18 protein-coding genes are annotated in these 19,502 nt (G+C 61.3%); 12 read left to right on the forward strand and 6 right to left on the reverse strand.

All coding sequences use genetic code 11. From position 1 onward, the window contains the following. Positions 1 to 261 precede the first annotated feature (261 nt). The gene (locus CKW14_RS01370) at positions 262 to 1,587 is read left to right on the forward strand and encodes an MFS transporter (RefSeq protein WP_095050803.1); all 1,326 of its coding nucleotides are present in this window, start codon (positions 262 to 264) and stop codon (positions 1,585 to 1,587) included. 72 nt (positions 1,588 to 1,659) lie between these two features. Then, on the forward strand, positions 1,660 to 3,051 hold the full coding sequence (locus CKW14_RS01375; protein ID WP_095050802.1) for an FAD-dependent oxidoreductase: 1,392 nt from the start codon (positions 1,660 to 1,662) through the stop codon (positions 3,049 to 3,051). Between the two features lie 105 nt (positions 3,052 to 3,156). On the opposite strand, the gene CKW14_RS01380 is transcribed toward CKW14_RS01375, so the two are convergent. Further along, positions 3,157 to 4,548 carry a type VI secretion system Vgr family protein gene (locus CKW14_RS01380; protein ID WP_095124455.1) on the reverse strand — a complete coding sequence of 464 codons (1,392 nt, stop codon included), beginning with the start codon at positions 4,546 to 4,548 and terminating at the stop codon, positions 3,157 to 3,159. A gap of 221 nt (positions 4,549 to 4,769) precedes the next feature. Between CKW14_RS01380 and CKW14_RS01385 the strand changes: the two genes are divergently transcribed. Beyond that, positions 4,770 to 5,474: a YebC/PmpR family DNA-binding transcriptional regulator gene (locus CKW14_RS01385; protein WP_016983911.1), complete on the forward strand. Its 705-nt coding sequence runs from the start codon at positions 4,770 to 4,772 to the stop codon at positions 5,472 to 5,474. A gap of 126 nt (positions 5,475 to 5,600) precedes the next feature. On the opposite strand, the gene CKW14_RS01390 is transcribed toward CKW14_RS01385, so the two are convergent. Together CKW14_RS01390 and zapE are read right to left on the reverse strand one after the other, a co-directional pair. Further along, positions 5,601 to 6,914, reverse strand: a complete 1,314-nt coding sequence (locus CKW14_RS01390; RefSeq protein WP_095124456.1) for a leucine-rich repeat-containing protein kinase family protein — start codon at positions 6,912 to 6,914, stop codon at positions 5,601 to 5,603. Positions 6,915 to 7,132: 218 nt separating this feature from the next. After that, positions 7,133 to 8,263: a cell division protein ZapE gene (gene zapE / locus CKW14_RS01395; RefSeq protein ID WP_095050799.1), complete on the reverse strand. Its 1,131-nt coding sequence runs from the start codon at positions 8,261 to 8,263 to the stop codon at positions 7,133 to 7,135. A gap of 305 nt (positions 8,264 to 8,568) precedes the next feature. Here zapE and CKW14_RS01400 point away from each other — a divergent pair, with 305 nt between their 5' ends. The 7 genes from CKW14_RS01400 (at position 8,569) to CKW14_RS01430 (ending at position 14,995) form a co-directional block, all read left to right on the forward strand. Beyond that, positions 8,569 to 9,072 carry a spore coat U domain-containing protein gene (locus CKW14_RS01400; protein WP_176471249.1) on the forward strand — a complete coding sequence of 168 codons (504 nt, stop codon included), beginning with the start codon at positions 8,569 to 8,571 and terminating at the stop codon, positions 9,070 to 9,072. Between the two features lie 99 nt (positions 9,073 to 9,171). Further along, positions 9,172 to 9,705, forward strand: a complete 534-nt coding sequence (locus CKW14_RS01405) for a spore coat U domain-containing protein (protein WP_095050797.1) — start codon at positions 9,172 to 9,174, stop codon at positions 9,703 to 9,705. A 20-nt stretch (positions 9,706 to 9,725) separates the two neighbouring features. Beyond that, entirely contained in the window at positions 9,726 to 10,262 is a 537-nt protein-coding gene (locus CKW14_RS01410) for a spore coat U domain-containing protein (RefSeq protein WP_095124457.1), read from the forward strand. A gap of 4 nt (positions 10,263 to 10,266) precedes the next feature. Next, positions 10,267 to 10,767, forward strand: a complete 501-nt coding sequence (locus CKW14_RS01415) for a spore coat U domain-containing protein (RefSeq protein ID WP_095124458.1) — start codon at positions 10,267 to 10,269, stop codon at positions 10,765 to 10,767. A 33-nt stretch (positions 10,768 to 10,800) separates the two neighbouring features. Continuing rightward, positions 10,801 to 11,589, forward strand: coding sequence for a molecular chaperone (locus CKW14_RS01420; protein WP_095124459.1), 789 nt, complete (start codon positions 10,801 to 10,803; stop codon positions 11,587 to 11,589). 80 nt (positions 11,590 to 11,669) lie between these two features. Next, complete coding sequence (locus CKW14_RS01425) at positions 11,670 to 14,027, forward strand: fimbria/pilus outer membrane usher protein (protein ID WP_095124460.1); 2,358 nt, start codon at positions 11,670 to 11,672, stop codon at positions 14,025 to 14,027. Beyond that, the gene (locus tag CKW14_RS01430) at positions 14,024 to 14,995 is read left to right on the forward strand and encodes a spore coat U domain-containing protein (protein ID WP_095124461.1); all 972 of its coding nucleotides are present in this window, start codon (positions 14,024 to 14,026) and stop codon (positions 14,993 to 14,995) included. The genes CKW14_RS01425 and CKW14_RS01430 overlap by 4 nt, the downstream gene beginning before the upstream one ends. Before the next feature lie 123 nt (positions 14,996 to 15,118). On the opposite strand, the gene CKW14_RS01435 is transcribed toward CKW14_RS01430, so the two are convergent. Next, on the reverse strand, positions 15,119 to 15,874 hold the full coding sequence (locus tag CKW14_RS01435; RefSeq protein WP_095124462.1) for an anti-sigma factor: 756 nt from the start codon (positions 15,872 to 15,874) through the stop codon (positions 15,119 to 15,121). After that, entirely contained in the window at positions 15,871 to 16,377 is a 507-nt protein-coding gene (locus tag CKW14_RS01440; protein WP_095124463.1) for a sigma-70 family RNA polymerase sigma factor, read from the reverse strand. The genes CKW14_RS01435 and CKW14_RS01440 overlap by 4 nt, the downstream gene beginning before the upstream one ends. 157 nt (positions 16,378 to 16,534) lie before the next feature. Here CKW14_RS01440 and CKW14_RS01445 point away from each other — a divergent pair, with 157 nt between their 5' ends. Both CKW14_RS01445 and CKW14_RS01450 read left to right on the forward strand, forming a co-directional pair. Beyond that, positions 16,535 to 17,641, forward strand: coding sequence for a catalase family peroxidase (locus CKW14_RS01445; RefSeq protein WP_095124464.1), 1,107 nt, complete (start codon positions 16,535 to 16,537; stop codon positions 17,639 to 17,641). Then, entirely contained in the window at positions 17,638 to 18,183 is a 546-nt protein-coding gene (locus CKW14_RS01450) for a cytochrome b (protein ID WP_093434126.1), read from the forward strand. Before CKW14_RS01445 ends, CKW14_RS01450 begins: the two co-directional genes overlap by 4 nt. Here CKW14_RS01450 and CKW14_RS01455 read toward each other — a convergent pair. Next, positions 18,180 to 19,373: an MFS transporter gene (locus CKW14_RS01455; RefSeq protein WP_095124465.1), complete on the reverse strand. Its 1,194-nt coding sequence runs from the start codon at positions 19,371 to 19,373 to the stop codon at positions 18,180 to 18,182. The two genes, CKW14_RS01450 and CKW14_RS01455, sit on opposite strands and share 4 nt — an antisense overlap. Positions 19,374 to 19,502 lie beyond the last annotated feature (129 nt).

Consider the following 19,502-nt stretch of genomic DNA (forward strand, 5'->3'; position numbering starts at 1 on the left):
TCAGTAACAAGCTGAGCTTATGTGTGAAATACGATAAATCGATTTTATTTATTAAACAGTAATTGCTTTGATCGGCTCACGCCATCGCTGACTGCCCGCTCGGGCCGCACGGTAGCCATGAGCCTGTGCGTGCAACAACAGGACTCATCTGACCGATATCGCCACAGGGACGGGGTGATATCGCAGTGCTCAACAATAAAAACACAGGCGTTTTTCTTAACGATTCTGCCGGCACACTCACACCCTGAGGTCAGAACCACCATGAACAAGCACATCGGCACCATTGCGCGTTGGCGCGTGCAGATTTTCGCGATTACCTGGCTTGCGTACGCCGCTTTCTATTTCACCCGCAAAGCGTTTTCGGTGGCCAAACTGGGCATCGCCGAAGACCCTACCTTCATGCTCGACAAGATGGCCATGGCCAACCTCGATGCGATTTATCTGGCGGCTTATGCCCTCGGCCAGTTCACTTGGGGCATGCTCGCTGACCGCTTTGGCCCACGGGTCGTGGTGCTCGGCGGCTTGCTGATTTCCGCCGCAGCGGCGCTGGTGATGGGCAGTTACGCGACGTTGCCGATCTTCGCCACCTGCATGTTGATACAGGGGTTGGCGCAGTCCACTGGATGGTCGGGGCTGTGCAAAAACCTCGGCAGTTTTTTCCCTTCCCAACAACGCGGGCGAGTGCTCGGATTATGGAGTTCCTGCTACGCGTTTGGTGGTCTGGTAGCGTCGCCGTTCGCCGGCTGGTGGGCGTATACGTTGATGGGCACCTGGCACGCGGCGTTCATTTCCAGTGCGGTGGTGGTTGCCGTCGTGGCGGTGTTGTTCTTTATCTTCCAGCGCAACAAGCCGGAAGACGTCGGCTTGCCGGCGGTCGAGCCGGAGCCTGAACTGACGGCGGAAGAAACCGAAGCCAACAGCAAACTCAGCGTCTGGGAGCCCTTGAAGGAAATCCTGCGTAACCGCACGGTGCTGGTATTGGGCCTGGCGTATTTCATGTTGAAACCGGCGCGTTACGCGATTCTGTTGTGGGGCCCGGTGATTGTCTTTGAACAGATGCCCAGTGTCGGCAAGGTCGGCGCGGCGATCATTCCCACCTCATTCGAACTGGCCGGGTTGCTCGGGCCGATCCTCATCGGTCTGGCTTCGGACAAACTCTTCGGCGCCCGTCGGATGCCGGCCTGCGTGTTGAGCCTGTTGGCGTTGACCGTGACGCTGGCGCTGTTTATGGCCGCGTTGCACACCGGCAGTGTGTTGCTGGTGGTCGCGCTGCTGTTCGTCATGGGCCTGACTTTGTATGGGCCGGACTCGATGATCAGCGGTGCCGCCGCGATCGACTTCGGCAAAGCCAAGGCCGGCGCCACGGCGGCCGGTTTCGTCAACGGCTGCGGCTCGGTTGGCGCGGTGCTCGGCGGTTTGCTGCCGGGTTACTTCGACTCGGTGACGGTGTTTATCGTCTTCGCCGGTTGCGCGCTGTTCTCGGCGCTGGTGCTGATTCCGCACTGGAACAGCCGCCCGGTTGGCGTGATGGAACCGCGCGCCTCTATCCCCAATTGCCCGCTGACGATCAAACCCCTGCGTTCCTGAAACCCTTGCCTCGTGGCCTGCTGCGACGCTCGCGGCAGGCTGGGTCGTGGCCATCTGACTTGGAGAAACCCCATGAGACCGTTTTGGCTGGAGCAGGCCTTGCAGGCCGACACCTCGCAAACCTGCCCGCCGTTGCAAGGCGAAGTCCGCGCCGATGTGTGCATCGTCGGCGGCGGGTATACCGGGTTGTGGACGGCGATCATGCTCAAGCAACAAAACCCCGAACTTGATGTCTTGCTGATCGAAGCGGACATCTGCGGCGCCGGCGCCAGTGGGCGTAATGGCGGATGTGCGCTGTCGTGGTCGGCGAAATATTTCACCCTTGAGCGCCTGTTTGGCGTCGAAGAAGCGGTGCGTCTGGTCAAGGAATCGGAACGCAGCATCCATGCGATCGGTGAGTTTTGTGAGCAGTACGGCGTCGATGCCGACTACCGCCTCGACGGCACGCTGTACACCGCGACCAACCGCGCGCAAGTCGGTTCGACCGACGCGGTGATTGCCGCACTGGAGCGCAACGGCATCAACTCGTTCACCCAGCGCCCGCTGGCCGATGTGCAGCGCATGGCCGGTTCGAGCAAGCATCTGGAAGGCTGGTTCTCGCCGGCAGCGGCCAGTGTGCAACCGGGCAAACTGGTGCGGGGCTTGCGTCGGGTGGCGTTGCAGTTGGGTGTGAATATTTACGAAAGCACGGCGATGACCGGGCTGGAAGAAGGGCGCCCGGCGCGCCTGCAAACACCGAACGGCAGTATTGTTGCCGATCGCGTAGTGCTGGCGATGAATGCGTGGATGGCCCGTGCCTTTCCACAGTTCGAACGCAGCGTGGCGATTGTTTCCAGCGACATGCTGATCACCGAGCCGCGCCCGGATCTGTTACAGCAGATCGGCCTGACCAGCGGGGTCACTGTGCTCGATTCGCGGATTTTCGTGCACTACTACCACAACACCCCGGACGGCCGAATCATGCTCGGCAAGGGTGGTAACACCTTCGCGTTTGGCGGACGAATGCTGCCGGTCTTCGATCAGCCATCGCCTTATGCCGGCCTGCTGAAAAATAGCCTCGCCGACTTCTTCCCGGCGTTTGCCGATGTCAAAGTCGATGCCACCTGGAACGGCCCGTCGGATCGCTCGGTCACCGGTTTGCCGTTCTTCGGCCAGATGAGCAGCGCCGGCAATGTGTTTTACGGCTTCGGCTATTCCGGCAGCGGCGTCGGCCCGTGCCACATGGGCGGGCAGATTCTTGCTTCGTTGGTGCAGGGCCTGGACAACCCGTGGACCCGTTCGCCGCTGGTCAACGGGCCGCTGGGTTATTTCCCGCCGGAGCCAATCCGCTACCTCGGTTCGTTGATGGTGCGCAACGCCATCCGCCGCAAGGAACGCGCCGAGGATCACGGGCGGCGTCCTCGGCATCTGGATGTGCGCCTGGCGAAATTCGCTGCGGCGGCGGGCAAGGCTGACAAAGCCTGAAGCACGGCGTGTTGATGTAGGAGCTGCCGCAGGCTGCGATCTTTCGATCTTGTTTTTAAGATCAAAATCAAAAGATCGCAGCCTGCGGCAACTCTTACAAAGGGATCAGCGTGCGCCGCTGTCGAGTAGCCAGTCGAGTAATAGGCTGTCACGTGCGGGTGGTTCGCGAGGTGTGGGCTTGCGTGAGTTGCCCAGACACAGAATCGGCCGGTCGGGGTCGCTGTCAAGGAAACTCACCCACACTTCGCTGCCGGCGCAGGGCAGTTCCTCCCGTGCCACTCGGCCATTGGCGCGAGTCATGGCGATGGGCAGCCAGATCGCCTCGTCATCAAGGGTTTGCAGATGTTCCGAGGGCCACAGCCTGACGGCGACCCGACCCTGTTCATCGAGCTGCGCCGGTTGCCCGGCAGGTCCCAGCACCAGCGCCAGGTGATAACCGGCAATGCCTGGACGCGGTTGGTTGAGCGCCGGGCGAAAATCGCTTGACCAGGGCTGGGCGGTAAAATCGTTTTCGTAGCGGTGCAGGGGTGGGGTCGGGTCAAGAATCGACGGATGTTGCCCGTGATGACGTATCGAGGTGAGCCGCCATTGTTCGTTGAAGTGGCTGATCGGATGCGCCGACACTTGCAGCAGTTGTCCACTGAGCAAGCCGATCCGGTCGCTGCGGCCATTGATCGTGCGATGCTGGCAGCGTTGCCGTTCCAGATGTCGACGGCTGCGTTGTTCGTGGTGTCGTTGTTCGAGGGAAGATGCCTGCGGCAAGGGATTTGCCGTGATGTGGTTGGCGGCCTCGTCGCTGATCGCCCGCTGCCCTCGGTTACGCACGGCATGCAGCGTGGCGACGGGCGCGGCGTGATGATGCTGGTACAGCGAAGCGATGCAGGGTGAAGGCGTTTGCTCACAGGCCTTGAACGGAACCAGTACCGGCTTTTGCGGCAGACTGAGGCTGTCATCGGCAAACACGACAACGTGTCCGTCCATCCGGTGTTCGAAGTGGTAGTGAATGCCTTCCTCCTCGCAAAGCCTGTGCAGCAGCGCCAGATCGCTTTCTTCGTACTGGATGCAAAAAGGCCGGATCGGGTAGCGGCCGACAGTCATTTCAATCCGGTAGCCGTCAGCGGGCAGGGCGTTTTCCGTGAGCAACTGCTGGAGAATCTGCGGCACACTCTGTTGCACGAACACTCGCCGTTTGCTCGGCTGAGCCAGCCTGTGCAAGCGCGGCACGACCGTCACGCGATAGCCGATCCGGTGCGTACCGCGATGTTCGCAACTGGCACTGTCGATCACGCCGTGGATTCCATGATGGTCGTCCAGACGCAGAAAGGCCCGTTGGTGCAGGAATGTGCCCGGCGCCACGGCGGGGGCCAAACCGATCAGTTCGATATCGAAACGGTAGGGCTGGTTGAGCGCTTCCTCGCCGTGAAAGCGCACCACTGGCAGGCACAGACCGCTGTCGTTCAGGGTCAGGGTAAAAGGACTTTCCTTGTCATTGAGCATTCGAACGGGCTCTGTCAGGCAATACGGGCCTGAGAGGGTACGAAACCGCAGCGTTGAATGGTCATGTCAAAGGCGTTTTTCAGAATTCCCCTACAAGCTCTGGTGAAGATGTCGATTCCACATTGCGTTTTTTTGGTCGATTGCCGACTTTAGGCCGTATAAACTTGGCGCCACGCGTCGGCCAATAGATGTCTCGGCGCCACAGATCAAGAGAGTGAGTAATGGGCGCACAGTGGAAGGTTAAACACAAAGAAGCGGCATCCAACGCCAAGGGCAAGATCTTCGGCAAACTGGTGAAGGAAATCACCATCGCTGCCCGCAACGGTGCCGATACCGCCACCAACGCACACCTGCGTCTGGTGGTCGAACAGGCCAAGAAAGCCTCGATGCCAAAAGAAACCCTCGATCGCGCGATCAAGAAAGGCGCCGGTCTGCTCGGTGAAACCGTGCAATACCATCGTGTGACCTACGAAGGGTTCGCCCCGCACCAGGTGCCGCTGATCGTCGAGTGCGTGACCGACAACATCAACCGTACCGTCGCCGAAATCCGCGTGGCGTTCCGTAAAGGCCAACTGGGGGCTTCCGGCTCCGTGGCCTGGGACTTCAACCACGTCGGCATGATCGAAGCCTCGCCGGACACCCCGGACGCCGATCCGGAAATGGCCGCGATCGAAGCCGGTGCTCAGGATTTCGAGCCGGGCGAAGACGGCGCAACGCTGTTCCTGACCGACCCTACCGACCTGGATTCGGTGCAGAAAGCGTTGCCAGAGCAGGGTTTCACCGTGCTGTCGGCCAAGCTCGGCTACCAGCCGAAGAACCCGGTCAGCGGCTTGAGTGACGAGCAGATGGCTGAAGTTGAAGCGTTCCTCGAAGGCCTCGACAACCATGATGACGTGCAGGACATGTTTGTTGGCCTGGCGGGCTGATCTGTTTCGTCAGTGATGGCCTCATCGCGGGCAAGCCCGCTCCCACAGGTTCAGAGGTGTCCACACATTTTGTGAACGACCCGGACACTGTGGGAGCGGGCTTGCCCGCGATTGACTGCGCAGCAGTCAGCTTTCCTGCAACACCGCAATAACTTCAGCAAACCCCGGCCGCGCCAGCACATCCGCCTGACAGCAACGTCGCTCCAGCTCTTCAAGCACCGCATGCTGCTCATCACTCAACCCCGAGTCGATGCGCGCCAGCAATTCCCCCAGCAAAACCCCGAACGCACGCACTTCGATGCGTTGCAACGCGCGCGTTTCCGCCGTATCGGCAATAGCATGGAACGACGCCCCGCCAAAATCCCCGAGCAGGCAATCGCCGCGCTCGTTCAACAGAATGTTGTGCCCGTACAGATCGCCGTGGGTGATGCCTTGCCGGTGCAAGTGTTCGGCTGCCGAAGCGATGCCTTTGGCAATGTTCAGCGCGACCTCGGCACTGAACCGGCAGTCATCGGCGTACACATCCCGCGAGCAGGACGCCAGGCTCGGCAGATCAGCGAGGTTGCGGAAAGACGGATCGATCAACTGCATCACCAATCCTTGCTGGTCGTCGGGATGGCCGCTGATGCGACCCTCGACGCGGATCAGATTGGGATGCAGGCCAGCAGTGATGCAGGCATTCATTTCGTGCAGTGGCGAACCGTCGCTGGTCATTTCACCTTTGTACAGTTTCACCGCGACCGGCGTCACTGCGCCATCGGCGCGTTGCCAGTTCGCCCGGGAAATCACCCCCGAGGCGCCTTCACCCAAGCGTTGCTCCAGACTTAGCGCAGACCAGGGGATCTGTGCCGTTGCCTCGAGTGCGGCGGCGTCGGCCTCGGTTTCCAGCGGGTTACCGGCATAAGCCAGCCAGGTCAGGCTCGGCAGGCTGAGCAGCCATTGCGGCAGTTCGCTCAGGCGGTTGGCGGAGACGCGCAGCAACTCCAGTCGATGGCAGTTGCTCAGCGAGGGGGGCAGCGTTTGCAGACGGTTGCCCGAGAGCATGAGTTTTTGCAGGGCAGGGCGCTCGCCAAGTTCGCTCGGCAGGCTTTCGATGCAGTTGTCGGTCAGGATCAGCCAGCGCAGCTGAGGCGGCAGGGCGGCACCGGGTACGTTGACGATGCGATTGGCCCTGAAGCCGACCATCGTCAGGGCCGCGCACTGGCCGAGGCAGGCGGGCAGTTCGGTGAAGGTGTTATCGGAGCAAAACAACACGCGCAGGCGAGTCAGGCGATGCAAGTCGTCCGGCAGGCTGCTCAATTGGTTGCCGCTGAGGTTGAGGATTTCCAGGGTGTCGGCCAGATCGAAAATCTCGCGCGGGAATTCGGTCAGGCCACAAGACAGATCCAGTCGAGTGATGCCCGACAACTCGCCGGCGCGCAATTGAGCAAGGGTGTGCATGTTTGGTGTTCGCTATTGATCAGGGGCGCGCCGCTGGGGCGCCGGGAATGGCCGACATGATAACGGCAATACCCTGATTTGAAATTGGCTAGGTGGCGAAACTTCAGATGCCCTTGGTGGGAGCGAGCCTGCTCGCGAAGGCGGAGTGTCAGAAGCTGATGTTTTGACTGATAGGGCGCTTTCGCGAGCAGGCTCGCTCCCACAGGGGAGTGGCGTGCTCAGATCGTCCCGTGCACTTCCTGCAACTGCCCCAACCGACTGCGCGTGCGCGCCAGGTCAATGGCATTGCCATCCAGGCTAGCGCACAAGGGCAAACGACCGAGTAGCGTCAGGTGCTTGTCCTGGTCGTACAGCACGTCGATCAGGTTGATGAAGCGTTGTTGCGCGGCGATCGAGCACTCCGCCAGTTCCGGCAGACCATCGATGATCCAGCGGTCGAAACGGCGACACAGTTCCAGGTAATCCATCACCGCCGTTGGCTGTTCGCACAGATCGTTGAAGGTAAAACCGACCCGCCGCTTCTCAAAAAACCGCGCCTGAAACTGCCGGGTGCCGACCGTTAGCGCAACGGCCGGTGCCTCTGCAGGCGGGAGATCCAGGGCCGTGCGTTGTGCTGGCGTGGCCGGCCACACGTAATGTCCCTGGGTGAATATCTGGTGTGCAGAGTGACGCGTCTGGCTGCGGTAATCGTGCGGGCCGCCGACTTCCATCACCTGCATGTGCGTATTGATCAGTTCGATCACCGGTTTGAAGCGGGCGTGATAAAGCGGATTGGGCAGCAAACCTTCAGGCGCATAGTTGGAGGTCACCAGCAGCAGAATCCGTCGTTTGAACAACGCCTTGAACAGCCGGGTGATAAGCATGGCATCGCCGATGTCATGCACATGAAACTCGTCGAAACACAGCACCCGACAATCTTGCAGCAGTTCGTCGAGAGTCACTTCGAGGGCATCGTCCTGCAGGCGATGGCTGAACATGCCCTGATGCAATTGCGCGAAAAACTGATGGAAATGCAGGCGTCGTTTCTGGGTGATCGGCAGCGCCTGAAAGAAGCCGTCGAGCAGCCAGCTCTTGCCACGCCCGACGGCGCCGAACAGATACAGGCTTGGCGCGGTTCGGCCACTGGCGGCCAACAGCAGACTGGCCTGCTGCGCCATGCACTCGATGACGCGCTGCTGGCTGTGGCTGAGGGTGTAGCCCTGACCGCTGGCCTTGTGTCGGAAGTAATCGCGGATCGACTGGGCACTGGCGTCATGCCCGGCGCCGGCCGGCAAACCCTTGCCGAACCAGCGGTGCAACGCCGGCCAGCGCTGGATCAGTCGCGATCGTTTCGGCGGGTGGGCAGGCACTGTCGGCGTCTCCGTATTCGTCAAAACCGGCTCCCGGGAGCGCGGCGATGTAGTGTAACCAGACGCCGAGATGACCAGCCACCGCGACGTGTCGACAATGGGCGGTTATTGAACAAATTTGTGCGGCACGTACAGCCATTTTTAGCGACATGGCTCGCCCCGTTGCCAATCTTTCGAAACATATCCCGGCCGATCCATGGATCCAATCGACTGGCGGAATCGTCGACCGTTGCTAACCTCAATCACAGAAACGACGTCGCAAGCGATCACTGACAAGGAATGGCGCAGTGAATGTATATGGGGTCATGGGGCTGTTGGGTGTGCTCACTGCGCCTGCCTATTCGGCGGATCTTCAGGTCGAAGTGCGCGTCGATGTGCAACGCGGCTGCCAGTTGATCGGCCAGCAGCGGCAGGCTGGCATCGAGCAATTGGGTGTGCTTGATTTCGGCAGCACCGCGCGCCTCGATGACCCGGCCGGGCCTTTGGCAGCGGCGCTGACCAATCAACGCCTGCCACGGCTGGAGTGTAATCCGGACACGCCGTACCAGATGCGCGTCGACGGCGGTTTGCATGGCGGTGTCGGCGAAGTCCGTTACATGGCCGGTTCGGTCGGCAGCAAACCGATTCCGTACCGCTTGTATCAGGACGCGGCGCGCCGGGTGCCGCTGGTGGTGGATGTTCCGGTCAGTGGGCGGGTGCCGGACAGCGGCACGGTGGAGTTGCCACTGTACGCGCGGATCGAGCGCCTGGCTGAAGTGCCGCAGGTCAGCCGTTATTCGGATTTGGTCAAGGTGACGGTCACCTGGTGAGCGTGGTTTCAAGGCAGCCGCTGGACGTGGGTGCGCAAGGAAGGCGTTCGATGATGAGCGCGGTGATCGAGTCAGCGTAAAGGAGCAGGGACGGGCGCAATGACAGGTAAACACTGGATGGTGGTGGCAGCAGGTACGCTGGCATTGCTCGCAGACGAGGCGCAAGCGGCGGTCAGCGGGCAGATCAATGCGCGGCTGATCCTGATTGCCGGCTGCGAAGTCACCAATACCAGCACACCCGACAGTCCGCTCAGCGCCCTCGGCACCCTCGACTTCGGCCTTCAGGGGCCCACCTGGAATGCACCGATCAAGGCCAGTCTGGACGGCGACAGCAGCGGCAAACTCAACGTCGCCTGCAATCCCTCGGTCACTGGTTTCACCGTCACCATCGACGGCGGCACCCACGGTGACGGCAATACCCGGCGCCTGAGCAACGGCCGCCAGACTCTTCCTTATCAGCTGTTTGTCGATCCCTCCGGTGCCCGGAGTTACAGCATCGGCCAGCAACACAATTTCGCTGTCACCAGCGGTGCGCAGATACCCATTCCGGTATTTGGCTCGGTGGTGGCGAATACCCGTGCGGTACCGGCAGGAGTCTATACCGACACCCTGACGGTGACGCTCGACTGGTAACCCCGTAGAGGACGGACACCATGCGTATGTTTGCATCAAGGATAGGTTTGTCGTTGCTTGGCCTGGCGCTGGCTTCCGGTGCCAACGCCGCCACCACGGTCACTGGCCAGATCACCTCCAGCCTGATTCTGATTAGCAGCTGTCAGGTCAACGGCGCTGGCGGTTCCACCGGGCTGAACTTCGGTGCGTTGAACTTCGGCACTGCCAACAGCCTGTTCACTACCGCCACCGGGCAGGTGTTGGGCGGGGGCGGCGGGGCGTTGTCGATTCTCTGCTCCAGCGGCACCACGCCGACGGTCAAGGTGCGCGCCGGTTCCCATGACGGCATGTCACCGGGCGGCACACGGGCGCTGTATGACGGCGTTGCCAATTATGTGCCGTACGACTTGTACACCGATGCCGGGCACTCGCAACTGCTGGCGATTGACGGGACGATCAACCTCGCGGCCAGTACTGGTGTCGCGCAGACAGTGAACATCTACGGTCAGGCGGTCGGCAAGGCCGGTTTGCCGGCGGGGACGTACACCGACACTGTCGCCGTAGAACTGACGTTCTGATGCCATGCGCCGCCATGGCTGTGCCGCGCTGCTCCTGCTCTGCGCAGGCAGTACGCCGCTGCCGCTGACCGCAGCAACGAGCCAAAGCTTTCAGGTCAGTGCCACGGTCACTGCCGGGTGTCTGGTGGTGGGCGGGGTGTCGAACTATGGCGGGCTGAATTTCGGTTCGCGTTCGGCACTGGCCACCGGCACCGTGCAGGTCGCGCTGACGGGTGGGGTGCAATTGCAATGCACGCCGGGCGTGACGCTGAACATGAGCGTTGATGGCGGCCAGTACAACAACAGCGGCCGGCACATGCAGGTCAACAGCGGCAGTGCGCGGGTGGCGTATGCGCTGTTTAGCGATGCGGCATACAGCCAGAGCCTGGGCATCGGCCAGAGTGTGGCGGTGGCCTACAGCGATGCGAACAACATCAGCCTGCCGATTTACGGTCAGGTGCAATTGCCGGGCAATCAGCCTGGGGGGACGTACAGCGACGTGTTGCAGGTGCAACTGTCGTGGTAAGGCGAAGTTGAATGGCCGACAAGGAGCAGGTTTATGGGGTCAGTTACGTCACGGCATTCGTTCGTGCGCTGTGCGATGTGGACGCTGGTCATGCTTGGGGCAAGTCAGGCACACGCGGCGAGTTCGGTGCTGATCTGGCCGATCGATCCGGTGCTGGAGGCTGATCAGCAGGCCAGTGCGCTGTGGCTGGAGAATCGCGGCAGTGAAACCGCCAATCTGCAGATCCGCGTGTTTGGCTGGAGCCAGAGTGGTTTCGCCGAGCAATACCAGAACCAGCGCGACGTGATCGGCAGCCCGCCGGTGGCGAAAATCGAGCCGGGACAGAAACAATTGGTGCGTCTGACCCGAACCAAGGAAGTGCCACCGGGGCAGGAACTGGCCTATCGGATCATCATTGACGAAATTCCTTCCGCACAACCCGCGACCGCTGACGGAGGCAAAACCGCCGCAGCGATCCGCTTCCAGATGCGTTATTCGGTGCCGCTGTTTGCCTATGGCGCCGGGCTGTGGAGCAAGGAAGACAGCAGCCGCGCGCGTGATCCCAAGGGTGTCGGCCTGCCGCAATTGAGCTGGCGCACGGTGGCCGTGGACGGCCGGCCCTATGTGGAAGTGCGTAATCAGGGCGCGGTGCATGCGCGACTGACTGACGTGGCAATCAAACAGGCGGGGCAGAGCAGACCGCTTGCCGAAGGGCTGCTGGGGTACGTGCTGCCGGGGGCGGTAATGCGGTGGCCGGCACCGGGGCCGTTGGCCGGTGATTCGGCGTTGCAGGTGCGGGTGAACGGCGCGCCGCAGGTGCAGAGCATTACACCTGCCAAGTGAGTGAGTCGTAGCGCAGTTATCTGACGTCGGCTAAAGCGGTATCAGGGAGGATTCAGTCCATTGACGGACGTAAAACGGGTATGAGCCCAGGACGGGTTCGTCGTATTCAGCGTCCGTTGTGGCTCATCACTGGCGCGTGTTGCCTGATGTTTGTTCAACCATCCGGGGCCGGCGATCTGCCGCCGCCACCGAGCGGCATGGAGGCCGTGAGTGATGCACAGTTGTTTCTGGAACTGGTGGTCAACCAGATGAATACCGGTCGCGTGGTGGCGGTGCAGCAGCGCGACGGGCGCCTGTTCGTGCCAGTGACGGCGTTGCGTGAGACCGGCATGAAACTGCCCGACAGCCTTGGCGCCGAGGTCGATCTCGACAGCCTGGCGGGGCTGCACAGCGATTACGACAGTGTCGGTCAGCGCCTGCTGCTGGACGTGCCGCCGGACTGGTTGCCGGAACAGTTCATCGGCAATCGCCAGGCTTACCCGCGCACCCCGGCGCTGAGCAGTTTCGGCGCACTGTTCAACTACGATCTGTACCTCAACGACACCGACGATGCCGGCACTTACCTGGCGGCGTGGAACGAAGTGCGGCTGTTCGACAGCTGGGGCACGCTGTCCAACACCGGGCAATACCGGCGTACGTTGTCTGGTGACTCGCTTAACACGCTGGACAACGGTTACCTGCGTTACGACACCACGTGGCGTTACTCCGATGACGAGCGAATGCTCACCTACGAGGCCGGTGACGTGATTAGCGGTGCGTTGCCGTGGAGCAGTTCGGTGCGTCTGGGCGGCGTGCAGTTCTCGCGGGACTTTGCCGTACGCCCGGATCTGGTGACTTATCCGTTGCCGCAATTTGCCGGTGAAGCAGCAGTGCCGTCCTCGGTGGACCTGTTCATCAATGGCTACAAGTCGAGCAGCGCAGATTTGCAACCTGGGCCTTATACGCTGACCAATATTCCATTCATCAACGGCGCTGGCGAAGCGGTGGTGGTGACCACCGATGCACTGGGTCGGCAGGTGTCGACCACGGTGCCGTTCTATGTCACCAGCACGTTGTTGCAAAAAGGCTTAAGCGATTTTTCCGTGGCGGCCGGTACGTTGCGCCGCGACTACGGCTTGAAGGACTTCAGTTACGGCTCGGGTGTCACCTCCGGCAGCCTGCGTTACGGCGTCAGCGACAGTTTTACCCTGGAAAGCCATGCCGAAGCGGCCGATTCGCTGACACTGGGCGGCCTCGGCGGCAACCTGCGGCTGGGTAATTTCGGTGTACTCAATAGTGCCCTGAGTCAAAGCCGCTTCGACGGCGAGGGCGGTCAGCAATTGAGCCTGGGCTACCAGTACAGCAATCAGCGCTTCAGCTTTTCCTACCAGCGCCTGCAACGTCACGATCAATATGCCGACCTGACCGTGGTCGACAGCTCCTACATCAGCCTGAGTCGACGCAGCGAACAGGCGACCTTAAGCCTTAACCTTGATCGTTGGGGCAGCCTCGGCGCCGGTTATTTCGATGTTCGTGCGGCGGACGACTCGCGCACGCGGCTGCTCAACCTCAGCTGGAGCAAACCGCTGTGGCGCAACAGCAGTTTTTACCTGTCGGCCAACCGCGAAATCGGCGACAGCAACTGGGCGGTGCAGGCGCAACTGGTGATTCCGTTCGATCTGCGTGGCACCCTGGCGATCAGCAGCGATCGCAGTAAAACCGGGCAGAGCCAGCAACGGGTCAAATACAGTCGTGCGGTGCCGACTGAGGGCGGCGTGGGTTTCAACCTCGGCTACGCCAAGGGTGATGGCGCCGATTATCGCCAGGCCGACGTCACCTGGCGGCTGCAATCGGTGCAGTTGCAGGCTGGTGTCTACGGCACTTCCGAGGCTGAAACCCGTTGGGCCGATGCCAGTGGTTCGTTGGTGTGGATGGACCGTCAGGTGTTCGCCGCCAACCGCATCGACGATGCGTTTGTAGTGGTCAGCACCGATGGTTTCGCCGACATTCCGGTGCGCTACGAAAACCAGCAGGTTGGTCAGACCGACAAGAACGGTCATCTGCTGGTGCCGTGGAGCAGCGCCTATTACCGGGGCAAGTATGAAATCGACCCACTGAATCTGCCGGCCAATGTGCGCAGTCCCAATGTCGAACAACGCATCGCTGTAAGGCGCGGCAGCGGTTATCTGCTGGAGTTTCCGCTGGCCCGAGTGATTGCTGCGAGCATCGTGCTGGTCGACGCGCAACAGCGCGAACTGCCGCTGGGCGCGGGTGTGTTGCATGAGCAGAGCGGCACACGGACGGTGGTCGGTTGGGACGGGCTGGTCTATCTGGAAAACCTGCAGGCGCAGAACTCGCTGCAGGTCACGCTGGCCGACGGCAAGACCTGTCAGGCGCAGTTCAGCGTCGATATGAATCAGGACCAGGTGCCGCTGATTGGCCCGCTGGTGTGCCAATGATCCACGCACGATTGCTTTTGTTGCTGGCGCTGATGCTGCCGGGCGCGGCGCAGGCTGCGTGCTCGGTGGTCAGCACCACGCCGGCAGCGTTCGGTACGCTCAGTTCGATCGCCGTGCGCACGACTTCACAACCCAGTTCAACACTGAATGCAGGTTTGAGCTGTACCGGTTCGCTGCTGTCCCTGCTGACCAGCAACGACCACTTCTGGGGCACCGTTTCTTCGACTCAAAGTGGTCTGGTCGGGCCGACCGGCGATGTCATCAACTACACGGTCTACGCCAACAACAGCACCAGCTACCCGCTGACTCGTGGCACGGCCTACGACTTTGCGCGCAACGGCATCATCGATGCCTTGGGCCTGCTCAACGGTACAACGCCGAAAACCGTGCCGCTGTATCTCGGCACAACCATTGGCAGCAACGTCGCCGCCGGGGTGTACACCGAGACCCTGAGTATTTTCTGGAACTGGAATTACTGCTCGGGGATTGGTATTGGTTCTATCTGTCTTGGGCGCGACATCGCCAGTGGCACGACCTCGTTGACGGTGAATATGACGGTGTCCAACGACTGCACGATTACTGCGCCGAACATTGCGTTCGCCAGCGCTCCGGTGATCAGCGCGTTCACCCCGGTGACCGGGCAAACCATCAATCTGGCCTGCACCAAGGGCAGTGCCTATACCGTGGGGCTGAGCGACGGGCAGAACGCGGTGAGTGTCGGCGGCCGGCGACGGATGATTTCCGGGAGCAATTATCTGGCCTACGACATTTTCAAAAGTGCCGGCACCACGCGCTGGGGCAGCGTCGGCGCGGCGCGGCGGGCGAGTACCGATGCCGAGGTCAATCCGGGTAACGGCTTGGGCACGGGCAGCCAGATCTTCAACTACAACGCGAAGATCTACACCGACCAGACCACGCCGCCTGCGGGTACTTATCTGGACAATGTGGTTTTGGACGTAGGTTTCTGAGCTGACACGATCCTTTGTAGGAGCTGTCGAGTGAAACGAGGCTGCGATCTTTTGATCTTGCCCTTAAGAACAAGGTCAAAAGATCGCAGCGTGCCGCAGCTCCTACATAGAACAGCGGTGTTTTCAGAATTGCAGTGATTGCTTGAGCTGTTGCGCCGCCGGTGTATCGACCGGGCTGACCATCGCGTAGTTGTACCCGCCGCCCGACCAGTACTCGGCCTGCAAGTCGCCATCACTGCGGCTGCCACGGGGCAAAAAGGTGTTCTTCGGCCCCGGCGGGCGCACGTAGAAACTCACTTTGTGGCCGCTGCCATCCTCATACACCACCATCGCCGCCGGACCTTCATCAGTGCTGAGCAAGCGTCCGCTGACCGGTTCAAACCCGGCCGCCTTCAGGTCGGGCAAGCGACTGGCCCGGGTGAAATAGCGGTCGAGCCAGCGCTGCATGTCGTCGGCACTCTCGACCTGGTAATCGGCGGGCAACATGCCTTGCTGGGCAATCAAGCGATAGGCCTGCAAGGCGTCGGTCATCGGCAACATGGCCGGGCGCACGAGGGTCATTTCCCGGGCCTGCCAGCCACTGAAACCGCCGAGGCTGACCGCGATCAGCAACACCGCAGCACTGGCCAGATGACGACGCGACTGGCGCTGACGGCGCTGGCGAATCATCGCCGGGTCAAGCGCCGGGTTGGCCGGTTGCTGCAACGCGCCGCTGAGTGCCGCGCGTAGTTGCTGGGCATCCTGTTGCCAGGCGCGAACCTGCGCCGCTTCGTCCGGGTGACTGGCCAGCCAGGTTTCCAGCACACGCCGGTCGGCGTCGCTGAGCTGGTGGTCGACATAGGCGTGCAGGTCACGCTCGTTGGGAGGCAGGCTGATCATTTGAGTATCCGCAAAGAAGGGCTGCTGATTTCGCCGTCGCTGAGTTGGCGCAGGGCCTGGCGGGCGCGGGACAGGCGCGACATCACGGTGCCGATCGGGGCGCCGAGAATCTCGGCGACCTCTTTATAGGAAAGGCCTTCCACTGAAACCATGAGCAACAGCGCGCGCTGTTCGCTGGGCAGTCGGTCGAAGGCTTGCAGGGTCGACTGGGCAATGACGGTGCGCTCCGCCGAGGGTTCGGCATCGTCGCGACCGGTGAAGAATTCGAGCATTCGCGCATAACGCCGGGAGCGCCGGTGGGCGTCGAGAAACTGCCGATAGAGGATCGCGAACAGCCAGGCACGCAAGTCGCCGTCGGCGCGTTTGTCGCCCCAACTCGACAGGGCACGCTCCAGACAGGCCTGCACCAGATCGTCAGCACTACTGCTGTTGCGCGTCAACGACACGGCAAAGCGGCGCAATCTGGGAATGATTTCTCTCAACTGTTCGTCGAATTCGCTCATGAAATTCTGCTAGTCACTACGCTGTGGACTAGGGAGACGCCCGCCGTTGGAGGTTATTCCACGTTCGGAAAAATAAATACCGTTGTGTGGAATAAACCCGGACGAGGCGCGTCTTGCTGATTCTTCCTACTTGTGGCCATTGGCCCTGGAGTCCTTCATGGTTGATCGCACCTCACCCAACGCTTCACCGCCCGGCGGGCCGCAGCGCCCGCCACTGAGTCCCGCGAGCCTGATATTGCGTCTGGGCGGCATTGCCGTGGTAGTCGCCGCGGTGGCCGGGGTGTTTGCCTACGTTCACGGTAACTTCGACCCACAACGCCTGACGCCAAAGGCGCTGGTCGATGTGCTGGAGAAGAACAATGGCGTGCATCCTGGGTTTCGTCGTAATCACGCCAAAGGCGTGTGCGTGATCGGGCATTTCGAAAGCAGTGGTGAGGCACGGGTATTCTCCACCGCGCAGGTGTTCAACGAGCCGCAGACTCCAGTGGTCGGGCGTTTTGCGCTGCCGGCGGGCAATCCCTATGCACCGGACAGCAGCGTGCCGATTCGCAGTCTGGCGTTGCGGTTCACCCAGGTTAACGGGCAGCAGTGGCGCACCGGGATGAACAGCATGCCGGTGTTCCCGGTCGGTACGCCTGAGGCGTTTTATCAATTGCAACAGGCGCAATCGCCAGATCCGGCCACCGGTAAACCTGATCCGGCGAAGGTTCCGGCGTTCTTCGCCGCGCACCCGGAAACCGTGCCGTTTTTGACCTGGGTGAAGACGGCCAAACCGTCGGCCAGTTATGCCACCGAAACCTATAACAGCGTCAACGCGTTTTATCTGGTCGACGCCAGCGGTAAAAAACAGGCCGTGCGCTGGAGCATGACACCGTTGGCGCGCGATGCTGCGGGCGCCAGTGCGCCTGAGGGCGGCGATTTTCTCGAGAAAGATCTGGTGCAACGGTTGTCGTCTGCACCGCTGCGTTTTCAGTTGAATATCACTCTGGCCAATCCCGAGGATCCGGTGAACGACGCCAGCAAGACTTGGCCGGCCGGGCGCAAAGTATTGAACGCGGGCACACTGGTGCTGGAAAAGACCCAGCCGCAATTGAGCGGCGAATGCCGGGACATCAACTATGACCCGCTGGTGCTGCCGGCCGGGATTCAAGGTTCCGACGACCCGTTGCTCGCGGCGCGTTCCGCCGGTTACGCCAATTCCTATCTGCGTCGCACCAGCGAAGTCAGTCAGTTGCCCGCCGCCAAACAGGAGGCTCGTCCATGAGCACTCAACCGACGCATTTCGCCCTGTTGGCGCGGCTGCTGCACTGGCTGATGGCGCTGATGATCATCGCCATGCTGTTTATCGGCGCCGGCATGGTCACCTCGGTGTCCGAGCGGCATGAATGGCTGATCCATCTGCACAAACCGTTGGGCATTGCGATTCTGGCGCTGGTGATCGTGCGTTTGCTGGTACGGCTCACCACGCGCCAGCCACCGTTGCCCGCCGATCTGCCGGGCTGGCAAGTACTGGCGGCCAAGGCGTCCCATCTGCTGCTTTACGCGTTGATGCTGGTGTTGCCGTTGCTCGGTTGGGCGATGATCAGCGCTTCTGGTGAACCGGTGATGCTCAGCACAACGTTGCAGTTGCCAGCGATCGTTCCGGCCGACGCGCAGTTGTTCGCGTTTCTGCGCAAGGCTCACGGGTATCTGGCCTATCTGCTGTTCCTGACGGTGCTGCTGCACCTGGCGGCGGCGCTGTTTCATGGCTGGGTCCGCCGCGACGAGGTGCTCGACAGCATGTTGCGTGGTCGCGATCGCAGCTAACCCGTTTGTGTGGCGCATCGTAGCGATGCGCCACGTTTCAGGGTCAGCCACCAGTACGCCAGCGCCACGGCGTTGATGCCGGCGCCGAGCAGGCACACGCCGATCCAGCCGGCCCACGCGTACATCGCGGTCGAGCCGATGGAACCGAGCGCGCTGCCGATCGAGTAGAACAGCATGTAACCGGCAGTGAGACGGCTTTGCGCTTCGGGGCGCACGCTGTAGATCATGCTCTGGCTGGTGACGTGCACGGCTTGCAGACCCAAGTCCAGGGTGATTACGCCGAGCAGCAATGCCCACAGCGAGGATTGAGTCAGGGCGATCGGCAACCATGAGGCGAGCATCAGCAACAGCGAAAGACCGCTGACCCATTGTCCGAGTCCGCGATCAGCCAGATGCCCGGACCGTGCGGCTGCCAGTGCACCCGCAGCACCGGCGAGTCCGAACAGCCCGATTTCACTGTGCGACAGGGACAGTGGCGGCGCGGCTAGTGGCAGCACCATCGGCGTCCACAGCACCATCGCACTGGCGAAAGTCAGCAATGCGAGGATCGCGCGTTGGCGCAGTACCGGTTCTTCTTTGAACAGGCTGAATACTGAGGCGATCAGGGCGGCGTAAGTCGTAGTCGGTTGCGAGACCTCATCCTTCGGCAGAACACGCAACAGCAGCAACGCCATCAACAGTGTCAGCCCGGCTGACAGCAAGTAAATCGCTCGCCACCCAGCCAAATCGGCCATACCGCCGGCAACCGTGCGTGCCAGCAAGATGCCGACGACGATGCCGCTGGTGACCACCCCGACCACGCGCCCGCGTTGTGCCGGGATTGCCAGCGTCGCGGCATAAGCTACCAAGACCTGCGTCACTACCGCGAGCAGCCCTGTCAAGGTCATGCCAAGCAGCAGCCACGCACTGTTGGGCGCCAGCGCGATCATCAACAGCGCCGCTGCCGACAGCAGGGTTTGAGTAACGATCAATCGGCGCCGATTGAGCAGATCACCGAGAGGGACTAATAGCACCAGTCCGATGCCGTAGCCGATTTGCGTCAGGGTGATGACGATGCCGATGGTTGCCGGCGACATCGCAAACGCCTCGGCCATCGCGTCCAGCAATGGCTGGGCGTAATACACATTGCCCACGGCCAGACCGCAGGCTACGGAGAAAAGCAAAACGGCATCGCTCTTGAGAGGTTTCATTTCCCGCATCCTTTTAGGTTTCAAAATAAAACCTTTAGTACGGTATTGATTCGGGTTTTATTTTGCAACCTGTTTGCGCGAGATGGTGAATGGCGAAAAGCAAAAGATCGCAGACAAGCTGCGATCTTT

This window comes from Pseudomonas sp. Irchel s3a12 (assembly GCF_900187485.1).
In the GTDB taxonomy this organism is placed as follows: domain Bacteria; phylum Pseudomonadota; class Gammaproteobacteria; order Pseudomonadales; family Pseudomonadaceae; genus Aquipseudomonas; species Aquipseudomonas neuropathica.

Coding starts and splice junctions, on each gene's coding strand:
- CKW14_RS01375 (WP_095050802.1), top strand. CDS start 1,660: ATGAGACCGTTTTGGCTGGAGCAGGCCTTGCAGGCCGACACCTCGCAA.
- CKW14_RS01455 (WP_095124465.1), bottom strand. CDS start 19,373: ATGAAACCTCTCAAGAGCGATGCCGTTTTGCTTTTCTCCGTAGCCTGC.
- CKW14_RS01385 (WP_016983911.1), top strand. CDS start 4,770: ATGGGCGCACAGTGGAAGGTTAAACACAAAGAAGCGGCATCCAACGCC.
- CKW14_RS01425 (WP_095124460.1), top strand. CDS start 11,670: ATGAGCCCAGGACGGGTTCGTCGTATTCAGCGTCCGTTGTGGCTCATC.
- CKW14_RS01370 (WP_095050803.1), top strand. CDS start 262: ATGAACAAGCACATCGGCACCATTGCGCGTTGGCGCGTGCAGATTTTC.
- CKW14_RS01390 (WP_095124456.1), bottom strand. CDS start 6,914: ATGCACACCCTTGCTCAATTGCGCGCCGGCGAGTTGTCGGGCATCACT.
- CKW14_RS01420 (WP_095124459.1), top strand. CDS start 10,801: ATGGGGTCAGTTACGTCACGGCATTCGTTCGTGCGCTGTGCGATGTGG.
- CKW14_RS01450 (WP_093434126.1), top strand. CDS start 17,638: ATGAGCACTCAACCGACGCATTTCGCCCTGTTGGCGCGGCTGCTGCAC.
- CKW14_RS01380 (WP_095124455.1), bottom strand. CDS start 4,548: ATGCTCAATGACAAGGAAAGTCCTTTTACCCTGACCCTGAACGACAGC.
- CKW14_RS01410 (WP_095124457.1), top strand. CDS start 9,726: ATGCGTATGTTTGCATCAAGGATAGGTTTGTCGTTGCTTGGCCTGGCG.
- CKW14_RS01415 (WP_095124458.1), top strand. CDS start 10,267: ATGCGCCGCCATGGCTGTGCCGCGCTGCTCCTGCTCTGCGCAGGCAGT.
- CKW14_RS01400 (WP_176471249.1), top strand. CDS start 8,569: ATGGGGCTGTTGGGTGTGCTCACTGCGCCTGCCTATTCGGCGGATCTT.
- CKW14_RS01430 (WP_095124461.1), top strand. CDS start 14,024: ATGATCCACGCACGATTGCTTTTGTTGCTGGCGCTGATGCTGCCGGGC.
- CKW14_RS01435 (WP_095124462.1), bottom strand. CDS start 15,874: ATGATCAGCCTGCCTCCCAACGAGCGTGACCTGCACGCCTATGTCGAC.
- CKW14_RS01405 (WP_095050797.1), top strand. CDS start 9,172: ATGACAGGTAAACACTGGATGGTGGTGGCAGCAGGTACGCTGGCATTG.
- CKW14_RS01440 (WP_095124463.1), bottom strand. CDS start 16,377: ATGAGCGAATTCGACGAACAGTTGAGAGAAATCATTCCCAGATTGCGC.
- CKW14_RS01445 (WP_095124464.1), top strand. CDS start 16,535: ATGGTTGATCGCACCTCACCCAACGCTTCACCGCCCGGCGGGCCGCAG.